Source organism: Knoellia terrae (assembly GCF_048606435.1).
Classification (GTDB): domain Bacteria; phylum Actinomycetota; class Actinomycetes; order Actinomycetales; family Dermatophilaceae; genus Knoellia; species Knoellia terrae.
The window spans coordinates 127,421-143,833 of the sequence record NZ_JBMBWH010000002.1 but is presented as its reverse complement, the minus strand read 5'-3'; the positions used below and the strand labels follow the sequence as shown (position 1 = coordinate 143,833).

The 16,413-nt window shown below is 73.5% G+C and carries 16 protein-coding genes; 2 read left to right on the top strand and 14 right to left on the bottom strand.

What is annotated here, in order from left to right; translation table 11 throughout:
• Positions 1-57: 57 nt before the first annotated feature.
• Entirely contained in the window at positions 58-888 is an 831-nt protein-coding gene (locus ACOJV9_RS04045) for a PfkB family carbohydrate kinase (RefSeq protein ID WP_420183895.1), read from the bottom strand.
• Positions 888-1,859 carry a nucleoside hydrolase gene (locus ACOJV9_RS04040; RefSeq protein ID WP_420183894.1) on the bottom strand — a complete coding sequence of 324 codons (972 nt, stop codon included), beginning with the start codon at positions 1,857-1,859 and terminating at the stop codon, positions 888-890. Before ACOJV9_RS04040 ends, ACOJV9_RS04045 begins: the two co-directional genes overlap by 1 nt.
• Before the next feature lie 38 nt (positions 1,860-1,897).
• Here ACOJV9_RS04040 and ACOJV9_RS04035 point away from each other — a divergent pair, with 38 nt between their 5' ends.
• The gene (locus ACOJV9_RS04035; RefSeq protein WP_420183893.1) at positions 1,898-3,205 is read left to right on the top strand and encodes a glycoside hydrolase family 3 N-terminal domain-containing protein; all 1,308 of its coding nucleotides are present in this window, start codon (positions 1,898-1,900) and stop codon (positions 3,203-3,205) included.
• A gap of 112 nt (positions 3,206-3,317) precedes the next feature.
• On the opposite strand, the gene tsaD is transcribed toward ACOJV9_RS04035, so the two are convergent.
• From tsaD to glmS, 9 genes are read right to left on the bottom strand one after another with little or no spacing between them, the layout of a single operon-like run.
• Entirely contained in the window at positions 3,318-4,361 is a 1,044-nt protein-coding gene (tsaD, locus tag ACOJV9_RS04030) for a tRNA (adenosine(37)-N6)-threonylcarbamoyltransferase complex transferase subunit TsaD (RefSeq protein ID WP_420183892.1), read from the bottom strand.
• Complete coding sequence (gene rimI, locus ACOJV9_RS04025; protein ID WP_420183891.1) at positions 4,358-4,822, bottom strand: ribosomal protein S18-alanine N-acetyltransferase; 465 nt, start codon at positions 4,820-4,822, stop codon at positions 4,358-4,360. The genes tsaD and rimI overlap by 4 nt, the downstream gene beginning before the upstream one ends.
• Positions 4,819-5,478 carry a tRNA (adenosine(37)-N6)-threonylcarbamoyltransferase complex dimerization subunit type 1 TsaB gene (gene tsaB, locus ACOJV9_RS04020; RefSeq protein WP_420183890.1) on the bottom strand — a complete coding sequence of 220 codons (660 nt, stop codon included), beginning with the start codon at positions 5,476-5,478 and terminating at the stop codon, positions 4,819-4,821. The genes rimI and tsaB overlap by 4 nt, the downstream gene beginning before the upstream one ends.
• Positions 5,472-5,927 (bottom strand): tRNA (adenosine(37)-N6)-threonylcarbamoyltransferase complex ATPase subunit type 1 TsaE, encoded by a 456-nt coding sequence (gene tsaE / locus ACOJV9_RS04015; protein ID WP_420183889.1) that lies wholly within the window; start codon positions 5,925-5,927, stop codon positions 5,472-5,474. Before tsaE ends, tsaB begins: the two co-directional genes overlap by 7 nt.
• On the bottom strand, positions 5,924-7,099 hold the full coding sequence (locus ACOJV9_RS04010) for an alpha/beta fold hydrolase (RefSeq protein WP_420183888.1): 1,176 nt from the start codon (positions 7,097-7,099) through the stop codon (positions 5,924-5,926). The genes tsaE and ACOJV9_RS04010 overlap by 4 nt, the downstream gene beginning before the upstream one ends.
• Positions 7,099-8,274 carry an alanine racemase gene (alr, locus tag ACOJV9_RS04005; protein ID WP_420183887.1) on the bottom strand — a complete coding sequence of 392 codons (1,176 nt, stop codon included), beginning with the start codon at positions 8,272-8,274 and terminating at the stop codon, positions 7,099-7,101. Before alr ends, ACOJV9_RS04010 begins: the two co-directional genes overlap by 1 nt.
• A gap of 49 nt (positions 8,275-8,323) precedes the next feature.
• The gene (locus ACOJV9_RS04000) at positions 8,324-9,808 is read right to left on the bottom strand and encodes a bifunctional ADP-dependent NAD(P)H-hydrate dehydratase/NAD(P)H-hydrate epimerase (RefSeq protein WP_420183886.1); all 1,485 of its coding nucleotides are present in this window, start codon (positions 9,806-9,808) and stop codon (positions 8,324-8,326) included.
• Between the two features lie 55 nt (positions 9,809-9,863).
• On the bottom strand, positions 9,864-10,214 hold the full coding sequence (locus tag ACOJV9_RS03995) for a holo-ACP synthase (RefSeq protein WP_420183885.1): 351 nt from the start codon (positions 10,212-10,214) through the stop codon (positions 9,864-9,866).
• Positions 10,215-10,224: 10 nt separating this feature from the next.
• On the bottom strand, positions 10,225-12,084 hold the full coding sequence (gene glmS, locus ACOJV9_RS03990; protein ID WP_420183884.1) for a glutamine--fructose-6-phosphate transaminase (isomerizing): 1,860 nt from the start codon (positions 12,082-12,084) through the stop codon (positions 10,225-10,227).
• Positions 12,085-12,178: 94 nt separating this feature from the next.
• Here glmS and coaA point away from each other — a divergent pair, with 94 nt between their 5' ends.
• Entirely contained in the window at positions 12,179-13,171 is a 993-nt protein-coding gene (coaA, locus tag ACOJV9_RS03985) for a type I pantothenate kinase (RefSeq protein ID WP_420184127.1), read from the top strand.
• Positions 13,172-13,179: 8 nt separating this feature from the next.
• Here coaA and ACOJV9_RS03980 read toward each other — a convergent pair whose 3' ends face one another.
• The 3 genes from ACOJV9_RS03980 to ACOJV9_RS03970 form a co-directional block, all read right to left on the bottom strand.
• Complete coding sequence (locus tag ACOJV9_RS03980; protein WP_420183883.1) at positions 13,180-13,908, bottom strand: HpcH/HpaI aldolase family protein; 729 nt, start codon at positions 13,906-13,908, stop codon at positions 13,180-13,182.
• A gap of 3 nt (positions 13,909-13,911) precedes the next feature.
• A complete protein-coding gene (locus ACOJV9_RS03975; RefSeq protein WP_420183882.1) occupies positions 13,912-14,721 on the bottom strand; it encodes an aggregation-promoting factor C-terminal-like domain-containing protein in 810 nt (269 codons plus the stop codon).
• A gap of 204 nt (positions 14,722-14,925) precedes the next feature.
• On the bottom strand, positions 14,926-16,233 hold the full coding sequence (locus ACOJV9_RS03970; RefSeq protein ID WP_420183881.1) for a PhoH family protein: 1,308 nt from the start codon (positions 16,231-16,233) through the stop codon (positions 14,926-14,928).
• Positions 16,234-16,413 lie beyond the last annotated feature (180 nt).

Genomic DNA, 16,413 nt, shown 5'->3' with positions numbered 1-16,413 from the left:
GAACCGTTCCCTCCGGACCCCCAAGCTTTGCCCATGGGGAGGAAAAGTTGGGGTCAGTCAGAGGGTGGGGTCGGGTTGGGCGCCCTCGTGACGGACGGTGGCAGCGCCGGCGGCGAGCGCCGCCTCCAGCGCGGCCGGGCGGTCGGCGCCGGAGGCCAGCGCGGCGGCGAGGGCTCCGCAGAAGGCGTCACCCGCCCCGGTGGTGTCGACGACGTCAGCCGCAGCCACGGCGTGCGCGGCGACGGTCCCGCCGTCCCACGTGACGCCGTTGGCGCCGAACGTCACGAGCAGCGAGCCCGGCTCGGCCCCCGACTCAGCGAGGGCGACCATCTCGTGCTCGTTGGCCACCACCGGGTCGGCGAGCGCGACGACGTCGGCCGGGAGGGCGGCATACGGTGCGGTGTTGAGGACGACCCGCGCGCCGAGGTGGGCCGCGCGCCGGGCGGCGCTGCAGACGACCGGCAGCGGGACCTCGAGCTGGAGGAGCAGCACGTCACCCGGGCCGAGGTCCTCGACCGCGGCGACCTCGGCCTCCCCGAGCGACGCGTTGGCGCCCGGGATGACGATGATGCTGTTCTCGCCGCGGTCGTCGACGGCGATGAGGGCGTGTCCGCTGGCCTCCCCGTCGACGACCCGCACCCGGCTCACGTCGATCCCCCGGTCTCGCAGCCGGTCCCGGTATGCCGTCCCGCCGGCGTCGTCGCCGACGCACCCGACCATGAGCACCTGTGCTCCGGCTGCGGCAGCGGCGACCGCCTGGTTGGCGCCCTTGCCCCCGGCGAGCCGGCTCAGACCGTCGCCGAGCAGGGTCTCGCCCGGTCGCGGGTGGCGCTCGACGCGGGTGACGAGGTCGACGTTGAGCGACCCGAGGACCATGACCCGGCCCATCAGCGACCGGCCCTGACCGTGTCGAGCCAGAGCCGGGCCACGCGCGGCCCGTCGATCTCCAGCGCGACGTCGACCTGGGCGTGCGCCAGGCCGTGCGGGTCGTGGTCGAGGTCACCCGACCAGTCGCGGGTGTCGACGATGGTGCGACCGCGCGTCCAGGTCCCCGCGAGCTCGACGCGCACGGGCAGTCGCTCGGTCCGCACGGCGTCGGGGTCGATGACCACGGCCACCGCGCCGGCGTCACCGATGGTCGCGCTGTCGGCGTGGAAGCGGCGGCTCATGAAGCGGACGAGCCCGGCGGCCAGCGCGCCCGGACCCCGCTCGTCGAGCGCCGCGAGGCCGTCCGCGTCCTCGAGCGTGACCCGGGGCTCGTAGAAGACGTCGAGGCCGTACATCGTCACGGCCACGTCGTGGTCGGCGCTCGCGTCGAGGACGACCGCGGTGGCCTCGGGGTCGTGGAAGACGTTGAACTCCGCCGCCGCCGTCGCGTTGCTCACCATGGCACCGCCACCCATGAAGACGATGCGCCCGATGCGCGCGAAGGACTCCGGGTACATGCGGGCGAGCAGCGCGACGTTGGTCATCGGGGCGAGCGGGACGAGCGTCACCGGGTCCCCGGCCGCGTGAGCCTCGTCGACGACCTGCCGGAGGAGGTCGACGGCGTGACGTGGGTCCGCGGCCGGCGTGGGCGCCGGCCAGCCGAGGTCGGCCATGCCGTCGTCGCCGTGCACGTGGCGGGCGTCGACCGGGCGCTCGAGCAGCGGGTGCGACGCGCCGGCCGCGACCGGCACGTCACCGCGACCGCACGCCTGGAGGACGGTGAGGGTGTTGCGCACGACGTCCGGCAGGGGCGCGTTGCCGCCGACGCAGGTGACGGCGCGCAGGTCCAGCTCGGGGTGCAGACCGGCGAGGAGGAGGGCGCACGCGTCGTCGACGCCCGTGTCGACGTCGAGGATGACAGGGGTGGGCATGGACCGAGGGTATGCCGTGGGTCGGTTAGCGTCGGGGGGTGATCTCGCGCTCCACCACCTCGGTCCTCCCCCGCCTCTGCGCCGTGGTGGCGGTCTCGCTCGCCGGTCTGGTGGCCGCAGGGTGCGGGGGCGGGGCGGCGGACCGGCCCTCGACGGGCACGACGTCCCGCTCCCCCTCGGGCGGCACGTCGGGCACCACGGGCACCTCGGGCACCGCCTCACCGACCGCCGACGGGTCGGTCGCCCCGAGCCCGTCCGGCTCAGCCGGGGCGACCGCGGGCCCGGTCACGGCCGGGGCCTGCGCGCGCGAGAAGGCCGCCGCCCTCACCGAGGAGCAGGCGCTGGGTCAGCTGATGATGGTGGCCTTCGACACGGCCGCACCCCGCACCGCCCTCGACGACCTCATCGCCGACCAGCACGTCGGCAACGTCATCTACCTCGGCGGCTGGGACGGCGCAGCCCGCGTGAAGGAGACGAGCAGGCACCTCCAGGACCAGGCCACGGACGCCGCGACGGCCGGCATACCGCTGCTCCTGGCCGCCGACCAGGAAGGCGGAGAGGTGCGCCAGCTGCGCGGTGACGGCTTCACCGCGCCCCCGTCGGCCAAGGTGCAGGCGCAGATGTCGGCCGCCGAGCTGACCGCCGCCGCCACCACGTGGGCGCGCGAGCTCAGGGCCGTCGGGGTCAACGTCAACCTCGCCCCCGTGACCGACACCGTCCCGGCCGACATCGGCAGGGCCAACGAGCCGATCGGCAAGTTCGGCCGCCAGTACGGCTCCGACCCCGCTACCGTGACGAGGGCGTCCACAGCGTTCCTCGAGGGCATGATCGAGGGAGGCGTCATGGGCACCGTCAAGCACTTCCCCGGGCTGGGCCGGGTCGAGCGCAACACCGACTTCAACACAACCGGCATCACCGACACCGTGGCGACCAGGGACGACCCGTTCCTCGCGCCGTTCGCCGCAGGGGTCAAGGCCGGGGCGGGCCTCGTCATGGTGAGCTCGGCCCGCTACCCCGGGCTCGACCCCACGAAGACCCAGGCGATGTTCAGCAAGCCGATCATCGATGGTCTGCTGCGCGGCCGGCTGGGCTACGACGGGGTCGTCATCACCGACGACATCAACGCCAGGGCCGTGCGCTCGATCCCGGCGGCCGAGCGGGCCATGACCTACCTCGAGGCCGGGGGCGACATCCTCCTGACCGGGGACCCCGAGTCCGTGGAGCCCATGATCGACGCGCTCGCCGCCAGGGCACGGGCGGACGAGGGCTTCGCGACGCTCGTGGGGGCCTCGGTCCTGCGCGTCCTCGCCCTCAAGGAGCGCATGGGCCTGGTCAGCTGCATTTGACCGACCCCGCTCGCCGGCACCTTTCGCGCCTGATCACGGAACGTGACCCTTCCCCCGGGAACTGTTCCGGGGGGAAGGGTCGGTTTCCGTGATCAGGCGGAAAAAGGGAGGTTCACGACTGGACCTGGGTCACCGGCATCGACGAGTCGGCGGGGAGGTCCAGCCGCGAGGCGTCCCGACCCTTGATCACCATCTGCGCGCCGAGGGCCGCCACCATGGCGCCGTTGTCGGTGCACAGGCCGGGCCGGGGCACGCGCAGCTCGATGCCGGCCGCGTCGCACCGGGACTGGGCCATCGCCCGCAGCCTCGAGTTCGCGGCGACGCCGCCACCGATCTGCAGATGCTGGGCGCCGTTCTCCCGGCAGGCGAGCACCGCCTTGCGGGTCAGCACGTCGACGACGGCCTCCTGGAAGGACGCCGCGACGTCGGCCACTGGGACCGCCTCGCCCGCGGCCTCGCGGGCCTGCACCCAGCGTGACACCGACGTCTTGAGCCCCGAGAAGGAGAAGTCGAACCGGTGGCGCTCCATGTCGCGACCCGTGGTGAGGCCACGGGGGAAGTCGATGACCACCTGGCCCTCGCGGGCGGCCCGGTCGATGTGGGGACCACCGGGGAAGGGCAGCCCGAGCACCCGCGCCACCTTGTCGAAGGCCTCACCCGCCGCGTCGTCGATCGTCGAGCCGAGGCTGCGGATGTCGCTCGTGACGTCGGGGACGAGCAGCAGCGAGGAGTGGCCACCGGAGACGAGCAGGGCCAGCGTCGGCTCGGGCAGCGGCCCGTGCTCGACGATGTCGACGGCGACGTGGGACGCGAGGTGGTTGACGCCGTAGAGAGGGATGCCCAGAGAGAGCGCGAGCGCCTTGGCCGAGGCGACGCCCACCATGAGCGAGCCGGCGAGTCCCGGTCCGGAGGTCACCGAGATGGCGTCGAGGTCCCGCAGCTCGACGCCGGCCTCGCGGCAGGCGCGCTCGATCGTCGGCACCATCTCCTCGAGGTGGGCCCGGCTCGCGACCTCGGGCACGACCCCGCCGAAGCGCGCGTGGTCGTCGACGCTGCTCGCGACGGCGTCGACGAGGAGGGTCTCGCCCCGGACGATACCGACACCGGTCTCGTCGCACGACGTCTCGATGCCGAGAACCAAGGGCTGGTCGGTCATGACGGAACTCCCCTCTCTCCCAACAGCTTGCGCATGACGAGGGCGTCGACTCCACCCGGCTGGTAGTACCTGCGGCGCACCGACAGGACGGCGTAGCCTCGCCGGTCGTAGAGCGCCCGAGCCGGCGCGTTGTCGGCGCGCACCTCGAGCATCATCGCCTCGGCGCCGCCCGCGGTGGCCCGCGCCTCGAGCTCGTCGAGCATGCTCTCGCCCAGCCCGGAGCCGCGGTGCCCGGGCGCCACCGCGACCGTCATGAGGTCGGCCACCTGGCCGCCGTGGTCGATCCCGCCGTATGCCGCCAGCTCGCCGTCGCGCTCCACGGCCACGTAGTCGCGGCGTGGCCGGCCCGCCAGCTCGCCCCACCACGACGCCTCGGTCCAGGCGTCGTCGGGGAAGGCCTCGGTCTCGAGCCGGACGAGCTCGGGGATGTCGGTCCACGACACCTCGCGCAGGTCGCTCATCGAGCGGCCCGCTCGGCCGTCGTCAACGCGTCGGGCCGCCGGAGGTAGAGCGGCTCCACCGGCATCTCCTCGCCGGCGAGGGAGCGCTCCACGGCGATCCGCGCAAGGACGGCCGCGTCGACGTCGAGCACCGGAACGGGGTCGGGGAACAGCTCCGGCCAGAGCAGCGGCCCGCGGCCGGCCGTGGGCAGCGCGCGGAGCTCGTCGGGCAGGTCCGCGGGCCGCTGCACGGCCGGGAAGGTGAGCCGCTCGACGGCACCCGGCCGGACGGCATACCGGGACCAGTAGACCTCCTTGCGACGGGCGTCGGTCGCGACGAGCAGCTCGCCGCCGTGGACCGTCCCCGCGGCCTGTGCGGCGAGGACGTCGAGGCTGCAGATGCCGTGCACCGGAACCCCCAGGGCGTGACCCATCGTCAGCCCGGTGACGATGCCGACGCGCAGACCGGTGAACGGACCCGGCCCGTTGCCGACGACGACGGCCGTGAGGTCGCGCGGCGCGAGGCCTGCGGAGGACAGGCACGAGGCCACGAGCGGGCTGACCCACTCGGTGTGCGCGCGAGGGTCGAGGTGCGACGCCGCGGCAACCACCCGGGTGTCGTCGTGCAGGGCGACGGTGATGGCGGAGGTCGACGTGTCGATGGCGAGGATCAGCACGGTGCACCAGCCTGCCACCGCTCGCCGTGGCCGGTGACCGTCACGGTGCGGGCCTCTGTCTCGGGGTCGGCCTCGAGGACCACCTCGAGCCGGTCGTCCGAGAGGTCCTCGGCCAGCCCGTGCCCCCACTCGACGACCGTGACGCTCTCCTCGAGCGAGGTGTCGAGGTCGAGGTCGTCCAGCTCGTCGAGCCCGGCGAGACGGTACGCGTCCACGTGGACGAGCGCCGGTCCGTCCACGAGCGAGGGGTGGACCCGGGCGATGACGAACGTCGGGGAGGTGATGGGGCGGCGCACGCCGAGCCCGGCGGCCAGGCCCTGGGTGAGCGTGGTCTTCCCGGCGCCGAGGCCACCGGTGAGGATGACGAGGTCGCCGGGTCGCAGAGCCGCCCCGAGGCTCTGCCCGAAGGCGCGCGTGTCCTCGGCCGTCGCCAGCACATGCGCCGTCACGACGGGACCTTGTCGGAGCCGGCCTGCCTGGCCCGCGAGCGCCTGACCTTGCGGCCCTTGGCGACGTCGAGGACGACCCGGCGCACGCGCGGCTTCTGCTGCACGGCGATGCCGGCGGCGAGGTCCGCCTCGGCCCGGTCGACGAGGGCGAGGATCTGCCCGGTGACGATCTCGGGGTGCTCGAGCATGATGAGGTGCCCCGCGTCGCGCACGATGACGTGCTCGGAGCCGGGGAGCCGCTCGACGATCTTCTCGCTCTGCGCCGGTGGCGTGAGGCGGTCGCCTTCGCCGTTGACGACGAGCACCTCGGTGTCGACGAGGGCGGTGAGCGTCGCGAGCTCGTCGTGCGTCTGGATCGCCTGGATGAAGACCGCCATGACCTCGAACCTCGTCGCGAGGATGAGGTCGGCCGTGAAGCGGATCAGCCCCTCGCTCACCGGTGAGTCGTAGGAGAAGCGGTCGACGATGACGTCCTCGAGGTTGCGACCCAGCCGCCGGACCGGGGCGAGCCACCGCTGGTGGGGAGCGAGCTGCGACAGCAGGCGCGGGCCGACCTGCCCGATGACCCGGCCGACGAGGGGGCCGAAACCGAGGTCGGTCAGGCCTTCCCCACCGGCGGCGGTCGCGATGAACGCCACGGCGACGACCCGGTCGCGCACCAGCTCCGGATGGTGGCGGGTCATGGCCATCGTCGTCATGCCGCCCATCGAGTGGCCGACGAGGACGAGCGGCCCCTCGGGACAGGTGGCGTCGATGACGGCCCGCAGGTCGTGGGCGAGCTGGTCGATCGTGCAGTTCTCGATCTCGGAGACCTCGGACTCGCCGTGGCTGCGCTGGTCCCACAGCACGACGCGGTAGCCGGCCTGCACGAACCCCCGGCGCTGCAGCACCCAGCTGCGCAGGCTGAGGCAGAAGCCGTGGGACATGACGATGGTCGGTAGGTCGGGGTCGAGGTCGTCGGGGGTGTCGATCTCGACGTGCAGGTTGAGCCCGTCCGTGGCAATGACCTTGAGGACCTCGTCCGGGGTGTGGGCGAACCCGTCCAGCGGGTCGAGGCTGCTGAGCCGTCGGCGCTCCATGGCGGCACGGTCGGCGGCGACACCGGCCGCAGCAGCGCCGGCGGCGGCCGCAGCCGCCGCACCGAGCCCGATCGCCTTGCCCACACCGGCCATCAGGCCTGCCCTCCGAGCACGACGCGCGGGAGGCGGCTGCTCACTCGGGTGACGATCTCGTAGTTGATGGTTCCGACGGCGGTGGCCCAGTCCTGGGCGGTCGGCTCACCGTCGGCGCCGCGCCCGAGGATGACGACCTCGTCACCCGCCGCACCGGCATACGACGGTCCGAGGTCGAGCACGAACTGGTCCATGCACACGCGGCCGGCGACGGTCAGGCGCCGGCCGTCGACGCCGACCGGTCCGACGGAGCCGGCGTGGCGCGGGATGCCGTCGGCGTAGCCGAGGGGCACCAGCCCGAGCAGGGTGTCCTGCGTCGTCGTGTAGGCGTGCCCGTAGCTCACCCCCTGCCCGGCGGGTGCGTGCTTGACGAGCGCGAGCCGGGCCGTGACCCGCATGGCCTCGCGCAGCCCGAAGTCCTCGGGCGCACCGAGGTCGGGCACGGGCGAGAGCCCGTAGACCGCCAGTCCCGGCCGGACGAGGTCGAAGTGTGCGTCCGGGTTGGTGAGCGTGGCGGCGGAGTTCGCGAGGTGGCGCACCGACGGTCGTATGCCGGCCCGCTCCAGCTCGGCGACCGCGTCCACGAACCGCTCTCGCTGGGCCAGCACGGTCGGGTGCCGGGGCGCGTCGGCGAGGGCGAAGTGGGACCACACCCCGACGAGCTCGACCGCGCCCTCGGCGACGACCGGCCCGAGCGCGGCGACCAGCTCGGTCCACCCCTCTCCCAACGCACCGTTGCGGGCGAGTCCGGTGTCCACCTTGGCGTGCACCCGCGCGATGCGGCCGCGCTCACGGGCGGCGGCGACCACCGCGTCGAGCGCCCACGGCGCCGACACCGAGATGTCGAGGTCGGCGTCGATGGCTGCGCCGAAGTCCGCGCCAGGGGCATACAGCCACGTCAGCGCCCGCGTCGTGACCCCCGCGGCGCGCAGCTGGAGCGCCTCGGAGAGCTGGGCCACCCCCAGCCAGGTGGCACCGCCGGCGACGGCCGCGCGGGCGCTCTGCTCGAGCCCGTGCCCGTAGGCGTCGGCCTTGACGACCGCCATGAGCTCGGCACCGGGGGTCCGCCGGACGAGCTCTCGGACGTTGTCGGAGATCGCGTGGAGGTCGATGGTGACCCAGGCCGAGGCGCCCTCGGGCGGCGCGGCGGAGACGGGGGCGGATGGCGTGGTCATGAGGCGGTCAAGTCTAGGTGGGCCCAGTGGCGTGGCCGCGAGAGCCCGGTCAGTGCCGCGTGAGCAGGTGTGCGACCGCCTCCGGTATGCCGTGGGCGACCCGGAGTGCCCGCACCGGGCCTCCCCCGCTGGCCCGGTCGGCTGCCACGCCGTGGACGAGGGCACCGAGGGCCCCGGCGTCGGCGGGCTCCAGCCCGGCCGCCAGCAGCGTGCCGACGAGCCCGGCGAGCACGTCGCCCGCACCCGCCGTCGCCACCCAGGGCGGGGCGTCGGCCTGCGAGCGGACCGGCGCGGCGGGGTCGGCGGGGACGACGAGCGTCGTCGAGCCCTTGAGGAGGACCGTGGCGCCGGTGCGCTCGGCGAGGGCGCGGGCGTGTCGCAGCGGCTCGGCCTCGACGGCGGTGCGCCGGACCTCCCCGCCGCTCCCGCCCGGGTTCCCCAGCCGGCTGAGCAGGGTGGCGAGCTCCCCGGCGTGGGGGGTGAGCAGCGTGGCTCGCCCTCGACGTGCGGCGAGGACGTCGTCGTCGAGCAGCGCGAGGCCGCCGGCGTCGACCAGCACCGGCTCGCTCCCGCGAAGTGCCGCCCGCGCCACGTCCAGCTGCGCCGCCGCGCCGTCGTCCGTGGCGTCGACGTCGAGCCCGGGTCCGACGACCCAGGCCTGCACCCGTCCCTCGCCGTGCACCGCCTCGGGCACGGCGGCACGGACCAGCCCGGTCGGCGTCGGGGTGCCGACGTAGCGCACCATGCCGGCGCCGGCCTCGACCGCGGCGGTGACGGCCAGCACCGCGGCACCGGTGTAGCCCTCACCCCCCGCGACGACCCCGACCACGCCCCGGGAGTACTTGTCGTCCTCCGGCCCCGGCACGGGCCAGAGGTCGGCCACGTCGTCGAAGCCCAGGCGCACCACGGCCGGCGGGGTCTCGAACGACAGCCCGATGTCGACGACGGTCAGCGTGCCGCAGGCCTGCTCGGTCGGCGGGAGGAGGTGGACCGGCTTGGCGACCGAGAAGGTCACCGTCTCGTCGGCGAGCACCCCGTCAGGGTCGAACCCGGTTCCGTCGGCCGGCTGGCCCGAGGGCAGGTCGACGGCGATGACGTGGGCGTCGTCGGGGATGGCCGCGACCCAGGCGGCCGCGGTGGCGGGCAGCCCCGGCCGGCCGCCCAGCCCGACGATGCCGTCGAGCACGAGGTCCGCCTCGGCGACGGCCTGCAGCGCCTCGTCGCCGGAGACGACGACCACCCCGGCCGCCCGCGCGGCCTCGAGAGCACGCTCGTGGACGTGGTCGGGGTCCAGCGCGGCCGCACAGCTGACGCCGGACTCGGTGAGGTGCGCCACGGCATACAGCGCGTCAGCGCCGTTGTTGCCGCCGCCCACGAGGGCGACGACGGTCTCGGCACCGAGCTGCGCGACCCTCGCCGCCACCACCTCGGTGAGGCCGTGGACGGCTCGGGCCATGAGCTCCCCGGAGGCGAGCTCGTCCGCGAGCCCGGCCTCGGCGGCGTACACGTCCTGCGGGGACCAGGCCTCGATCACGGGTGACACTCTCCTTGGCGGGACGGCTCGGGACGGGCGGAGACGGGTGGAGGCCTCAGGACTCGGCGATGACGACGGCGGAGGCGATGCCGGCGTCGTGGGACAGCGAGACGTGCACGGTGCGGACGCCGAGCTCCGCGGCGCGGCCGGCGACCGTGCCGCGCATGACGACGTGGGGCCGGCCGTCGTCGCCGCGCTCGATGGTCGCGTCGGTCCAGAGCAGTCCGACGGGCGCTCCCAGCGCCTTCGCGAGGGCCTCCTTGGCCGCGAAACGCGCCGCGAGCGAGCGCATGGGCAGCCCGCGCTCGACCTCCGTGAACAGGCGCGTGCGCAGGCCCGGTGTGCGTTCGAGCGTCTCGGCGAAGCGCGCGATGTCGACGACGTCGATGCCGGTGCCGACGATCACCTGAGGCTCATCACTCGACGGTGACGGACTTGGCGAGGTTGCGCGGCTGGTCGACGTCGAGTCCCTTGGCCGTGGAGAGCTGCAGGGCGAAGACCTGGAGCGGGACGACGGTGAGCAGCGGCTGGAGCAGCGGCGAGGTCTGCGGGACGCGGATGACCTCGTCGGCGAAGGGCACGACGTCCTCGTCGCCCTCCTGCGCGATGACGATGGTGCGCGCGCCCCGGGCGCGGATCTCCTGGATGTTGGAGACGACCTTCTTGTGCAGGTCGTGCGGGCTGTCCGGGCCGGGCACGACGACGAACACCGGCAGGCCGGGCTCGATGAGCGCGATCGGTCCGTGCTTGAGCTCGCCGGCCGCGAAGCCCTCGGCGTGGATGTAGGCGAGCTCCTTGAGCTTGAGCGCCCCCTCCATCGCGACCGGGAAGCCGACGTTGCGGCCGAGGAACAGGACCGAGCGGGTGTCGGCCATGAACCGGGCGATCTCGCGGACCCGGCCCATCGTGCCGAGGAGGTCCTCGATCTTCGCGGGGACCTCGTGCAGCTCCTTCATCACGGCCTGGGCGTCGTCGGCGTAGGCGCCCCCGCGCAGCTGCGCGAGGTAGAGGCCGAGGACGTAGCAGGCGGTGATCTGCGCGAGGAACGCCTTCGTGGAGGCGACGGCGATCTCGGGGCCGGCGTGGGTGTAGAGGACGGCGTCGGACTCGCGCGGGATCGTCGAGCCGTGGGTGTTGCAGATCGAGATCGTCAGCGCACCCAGGTCCCGGGCGTGCTTGACCGCCATGAGCGTGTCCATGGTCTCGCCGGACTGGCTGATCGAGACGACGAGGCTGCGCTCGTTGACGATCGGGTCGCTGTAGCGGAACTCGTGGGCGAGGGCCACCTCGACGGGGATGCGGGTCCAGTGCTCGATCGCGTACTTCGCGACCATGCCGGCGTAGGCGGCGGTGCCACAGGCGACGACGGTGATGCGGTCGACGCTGCCCAGCTGCTCCTCGCTGATCCGCAGCTCGTCGAGGACGAGCCGGCCGCTCTCGTCGGTGCGTCCGAGGAGGGTGTCGCCGACGGCGTGCGGCTGGTCGAAGATCTCCTTCTCCATGAACGTCGCGTAGCCGCCCTTCTCGGCGGCGGCGGCGTCCCACGTGACCTCGTAGGCCTTGCCCTGCGCGGGGGCGCCGTCGAAGCCGATGACCTCGTGGCTGTCCGGCGTGATCGTGACGATCTGGTCCTGGCCGAGCTCGACCGCGTGGCGGGTGTAGCCGATGAAGGCGGCGACGTCCGAGCCGAGGAAGTTCTCGCCCTCGCCGAGGCCGACGACGAGCGGGCTGTTGCGCCGCGCGCCGACGACGACGCCGGGCTGGTCGGAGTGGACGGCGAGGAGGGTGAAGGCCCCCTCGAGCCGGTTCACCACCTGGCGCATGGCCGTGGTGAGGTCGCCGGTCTCGTCGAACGCGCGGCCGACGAGCTTGGCCGCCACCTCGGTGTCGGTCTCGCTGCGGAACTCGAGGCCCTCGGCGAGGAGCTCCTTCTTGAGGGAGTGGAAGTTCTCGATGATGCCGTTGTGGATCAGCGCCAGCTTGTCGTCGCTGCCACCGTGGTGCGGGTGGGCGTTGCCGTCGGTGGGCCCGCCGTGGGTGGCCCAGCGGGTGTGCCCGATCGCCGTGCGCGAGGGGCTGAGGGGACCGTCCGCGAGGGCTCCGCGCAGGTTCTCGAGCTTGCCGGCACGCTTCTCGGACTCGACGCCCTCCTCGGTGACGAGGGCGATGCCGGCCGAGTCGTAGCCGCGGTACTCGAGCCGCGCCAGACCCTCCATGACCACGCCCTCGGCGCGCGCGTCCATGGTCGTGCCGACGTATCCGACGATTCCACACATGGCGGCCAGCGTAGTGGCTCGCCCGCTCGCGCCGAACCGGCGAACCGCGCGCCCCCCGGCGTATGCCGTCCGCCCACCGCCGCCGTGCGCCACAATGGCGCTCGTGTCTGTCACACCCCCCGCTCCGCTCCCACGGCCGGAGCCGGCGGCGGCGCTGCCCTCGCCCTACCTCGACTTCACCCGCGACGACTGGGCGGCCCGGCGTGACAACCACCCGCTGAGCCTCACGCCGGACGACGTCGCCCGGGTCACCGGGCTCGGCGACCGGGTCGACCTGCACGAGGTCGAGCAGGTCTACCTCCCGCTCTCGCGGCTGCTCGCCTTCTACGTCAACGCCACCGCGGGACTGCACCGCGTCACGACCGACTTCCTCGGCGAGCGCCCGGCCAAGGTCCCGTTCGTCATCGGGATCGCCGGTTCGGTCGCCGTCGGCAAGTCGACGACGGCCCGCGTCCTGCGCGAGCTGCTGCGTCGCTGGCCGCAGACGCCGCGGGTCGACCTCATCACCACGGACGGCTTCCTGCGCCCCAACGCCTACCTCGAGTCCCGCGGGCTCCTCCAGCGCAAGGGCTTCCCCGAGTCCTACGACCGGCGCGCGCTGCTGCGGTTCGTCGCCGACGTGAAGTCGGGCATGCCGGACGTCTCGGCACCCGTCTACTCCCACCTCACCTACGACATCGTCCCCGGAGCCGAGATCGTCGTCGACCAGCCCGACGTGCTCATCGTCGAGGGGCTCAACGTGCTCCAGCCGGCCACCGTGCGCTCGGACCGCAGCACCCGCCAGGTGCTGTCGGACTACTTCGACTTCTCGGTCTACGTCGACGCCCCCGTCGACCAGCTGCGCACCTGGTACGTCGAGCGGTTCCTGCGGCTGCGCGAGACGGCCTTCGCCGACCCCGACTCCTACTTCCACCGCTACGCCGCGCTCACCGACTCGCAGGCGCGGGAGACGGCGGGCGGCATCTGGGAGCGCATCAACGAGCCGAACCTGCTGCGCAACGTGCTGCCCACCCGCGACCGCGCCACGCTCGTGCTGTCCAAGGGACCCGACCACGCGGTGACGCACATCCGGCTGCGCCGGCTCTGAGCCGCCGCTCAGGCCCCCGGTCGCGCCCGGGCGAGGAGCGTCTGGGCTCCGGCCGACACCACCGAGGCCTCGGTGGCCACGGCGAGGCAGTCGATGCCGCGGGCACGGAGCACCTGCGCGCGCTCGGGCGTCCCGGCGAAGGCCGCGACCCCGATGCCGGCTGACTCAGCTGCGTGGCACACGGTCGCCAGCGGCCCGCCGGTGCCCTCGAGGAGGTCGTCCACCGAGACGCCCAGCGAGAGCGCCAGGTCGAACGGTCCGACGAAGAGCAGGTCGACCCCGGGCACGGCGGCGATCTCCTCGACGTTCGCCAGGCCGCGTGCGGACTCGAGCATGACGGCCACCTGCGGCGACGCCAGCGCCGGCTCGGGCGCCTCACGACCCCACAGCGGGGCGAACGGCCCCCAGCTCCGGCTTCCACCGGGCGGGTAGTGCGCGGCGGCCACCGCCAGTCGCGCCTCCTCCACCGTGTCGACGAGGGGCACGACGACGGTCGCGGCGCCGGCGTCGAGCGCGAGCCCGATGTCGCCCGCGTCATTCCGGCCGACGCGGACGGCGAACGGGCACCCGGCGGCGGTCAGGGTCCGCCCGGCCTCGACCAGGGCACCCCGGTCGAACTCACCGTGCTGCGCGTCCAGGGCGACCCAGTCGAAGCCGGACCGCGCGACCAGGCCGAGCAGGGTCGGGCCGGCGACGGAGCACCAGACCCCCTGGGTCCCGGGTGCGAGCAGTCCCACCGCTCAGTACCAGTGCGGGAAGCGGTTGTTCCAGAACTCCCAGGCGCCGCAGGGGCTGCCGTAGGACTGGTCGATGTACCAGAGGCCCCACTTGATCTGGGTGAGCGGGTTCGTGCGGTAGTCGGCCCCGAACTTCGCCATCTTGCGTGCGGGCAGGCTCTGCGGGATGCCGTAGGCGCCCGAGGACTGGTTCTCGGCGGTGTGCCGCCAGGCGCTCTCGCCCTCCCAGAGGAGGTTGAGGCAGCGCCACTGGCTGTCGCCCCAGCCGTAGTCGCCGAGCATCGCCCTGGCGGCCGAGCGCGGGTCCTTCTGGGCGGCGGCGATCGCGGAGGTGCGGGCCTTGTCGCGGGCGACTTTCTGCGCCGCCGCGGCGCGCGCCTTGGCAGCGGCTGCCGCCTTGGCCTGGGCCGCCTTCGCGGCGGCTGCCGCCCTGGCCTGGGCGGCCTTCGTCGCAGCCGCATCGGCGGCGGCCTTCGCCCTGGCCTTCGCGTCCGCCTCGGCCTGGGCCTTCGCGCTGAGCGCGGCCCTCTGGGAGTTCACGCCGGCGCGCTCCTGCGCGATCCGAGCACCGTCGGAGACGCTCTGGGAGGCGTACTGGGCGGCCTGCGTGATAGCGGCGGCGCTGAGCGTGAAGGGCTCGGACTCGGCGACCGCGTCCTTGGCGTTGACACCGACGGCGCCGGTGCCGACGAGCGCGAGGGCCAGTGCGGCGGTCACGGCGGGGCGGCGAGCCACACCGACCGCCCGCACGAGGGGAGCGTCGGAGGGACGGGCGTGGCGCCCACGGTGACGACCGCGGTACCGGCTGCTCATACGACGCTGTTCCTCTCGTGACGCAGAACAGCCCGGCTGACGAGGCAGTCGGGCTGCGTTACCAAATCGAGACCTAATCTACGCGACCGGCTCGCGTGAGCCAAACCCGGTCCCGGTCGCGCCTTCGCAGGTGACGCCGGTATGCCGTCCGCCCCCGGACGGGAGCGGACGGCATACCGGCTGGTCAGGTGAGGCGGACGGGGGTCAGAGGTCCCCGTGCTCGGACTCGAGGAGGTCGGTGACGAGTGCAGCGATCGGGCTGCGCTCGCTGCGCGTCAGCGTGACGTGGGCGAAGAGCGGGTGGCCCTTGAGCTTCTCGATCACGGCGGCCACGCCGTCATGACGACCGACCCGGAGGTTGTCGCGCTGGGCGACGTCGTGCGTCATGACGACCTTGGAGTTCTGGCCGATGCGCGAGAGCACCGTGAGCAGGACGTTGCGCTCGAGCGACTGCGCCTCGTCGACGATGACGAAGGCGTCGTGCAGCGAGCGCCCGCGGATGTGGGTGAGCGGCAGGACCTCGAGCATCCCGCGGTCGAGGACCTCCTCGACGACCTCACGCGAGACGAGCGCCGACAGGGTGTCGAAGACGGCCTGGCCCCACGGGTTCATCTTCTCGGACTCGGACCCGGGCAGGTAGCCGAGCTCCTGCCCGCCCACGGCGTAGAGCGGGCGGAACACGACGACCTTGCGCTGCTGGCGGCGCTCCATGACGGCCTCGAGCCCGGCGCACAGCGCCAGCGCGGACTTGCCGGTGCCGGCCCGCCCGCCGAGACTGACGATGCCGATGTCCGGGTCGAGCAGGAGGTCGAGGGCGATGCGCTGCTCGGCGCTGCGCCCGTGCAGCCCGAAGGCGTCGCGGTCGCCCTTGACGAGGCGCACCTGCTTGTCGGCGCCGACCCGGCCGAGGCCGCTGCCACGCGGAGAGAGCAGCTTGAGCCCGGTGTGACAGGGCTTCTCCGCCGCCGCGAGGTGCTCGAGCCGGCCGTACTCGTAGAGGTGGTCCATCTCCTCGGTGCTCACCTCGACCTCGTCCATGCCCGTCCAGCCGGAGTCGACCGCGAGCTCGGCGCGGTACTCCTGGGCCTCCATGCCGCAGGCCGAGGCCTTGACCCGCATCGGCAGGTCTTTGCTGACGATCGTCACGAGGTGTCCCTCGTTCGCGAGGTTGCGGGCCACCGAGAGGATCCGGGTGTCGTTGTCACCGAGGCGGAAGCCGGCCGGCAGGGACGAGGGGTCGGTGTGGTTGAGCTCGACACGCAGCGTGCCCCCCTCCTCACCGACCGGCACCGGTGCGTCGAGTCGGCCCGCCGAGATGCGCAGGTCGTCGAGCAGCCGCAGGGCGGTCCGGGCGAAGTAGCCGAGCTCGGGATGGTGGCGCTTGGCCTCGAGCTCGGTGACGACGACCACGGGGAGGACGACCTCGTGCTCCTTGAAGCGGAAGATCGCGCGGGGGTCCGACAGGAGGACGGAGGTGTCGAGGACGTAGGTGGATCGCGGGGTCGTGGCCACGGGAAGCTCCTGGACGCGCACGTTCAGCGGTGCGCTGACTCGAAGGGGTGGATCCCGGTCGACCCGCTGCCACGAGCAGGGAGCCGAGCGGTTCCCTCCTCCGGAGCGATCTGCTCCATGCGATGGGCCTCCCGAACGCATCAGGGTGATGCGTCGAGGCACGACGCTACGACCGGATCG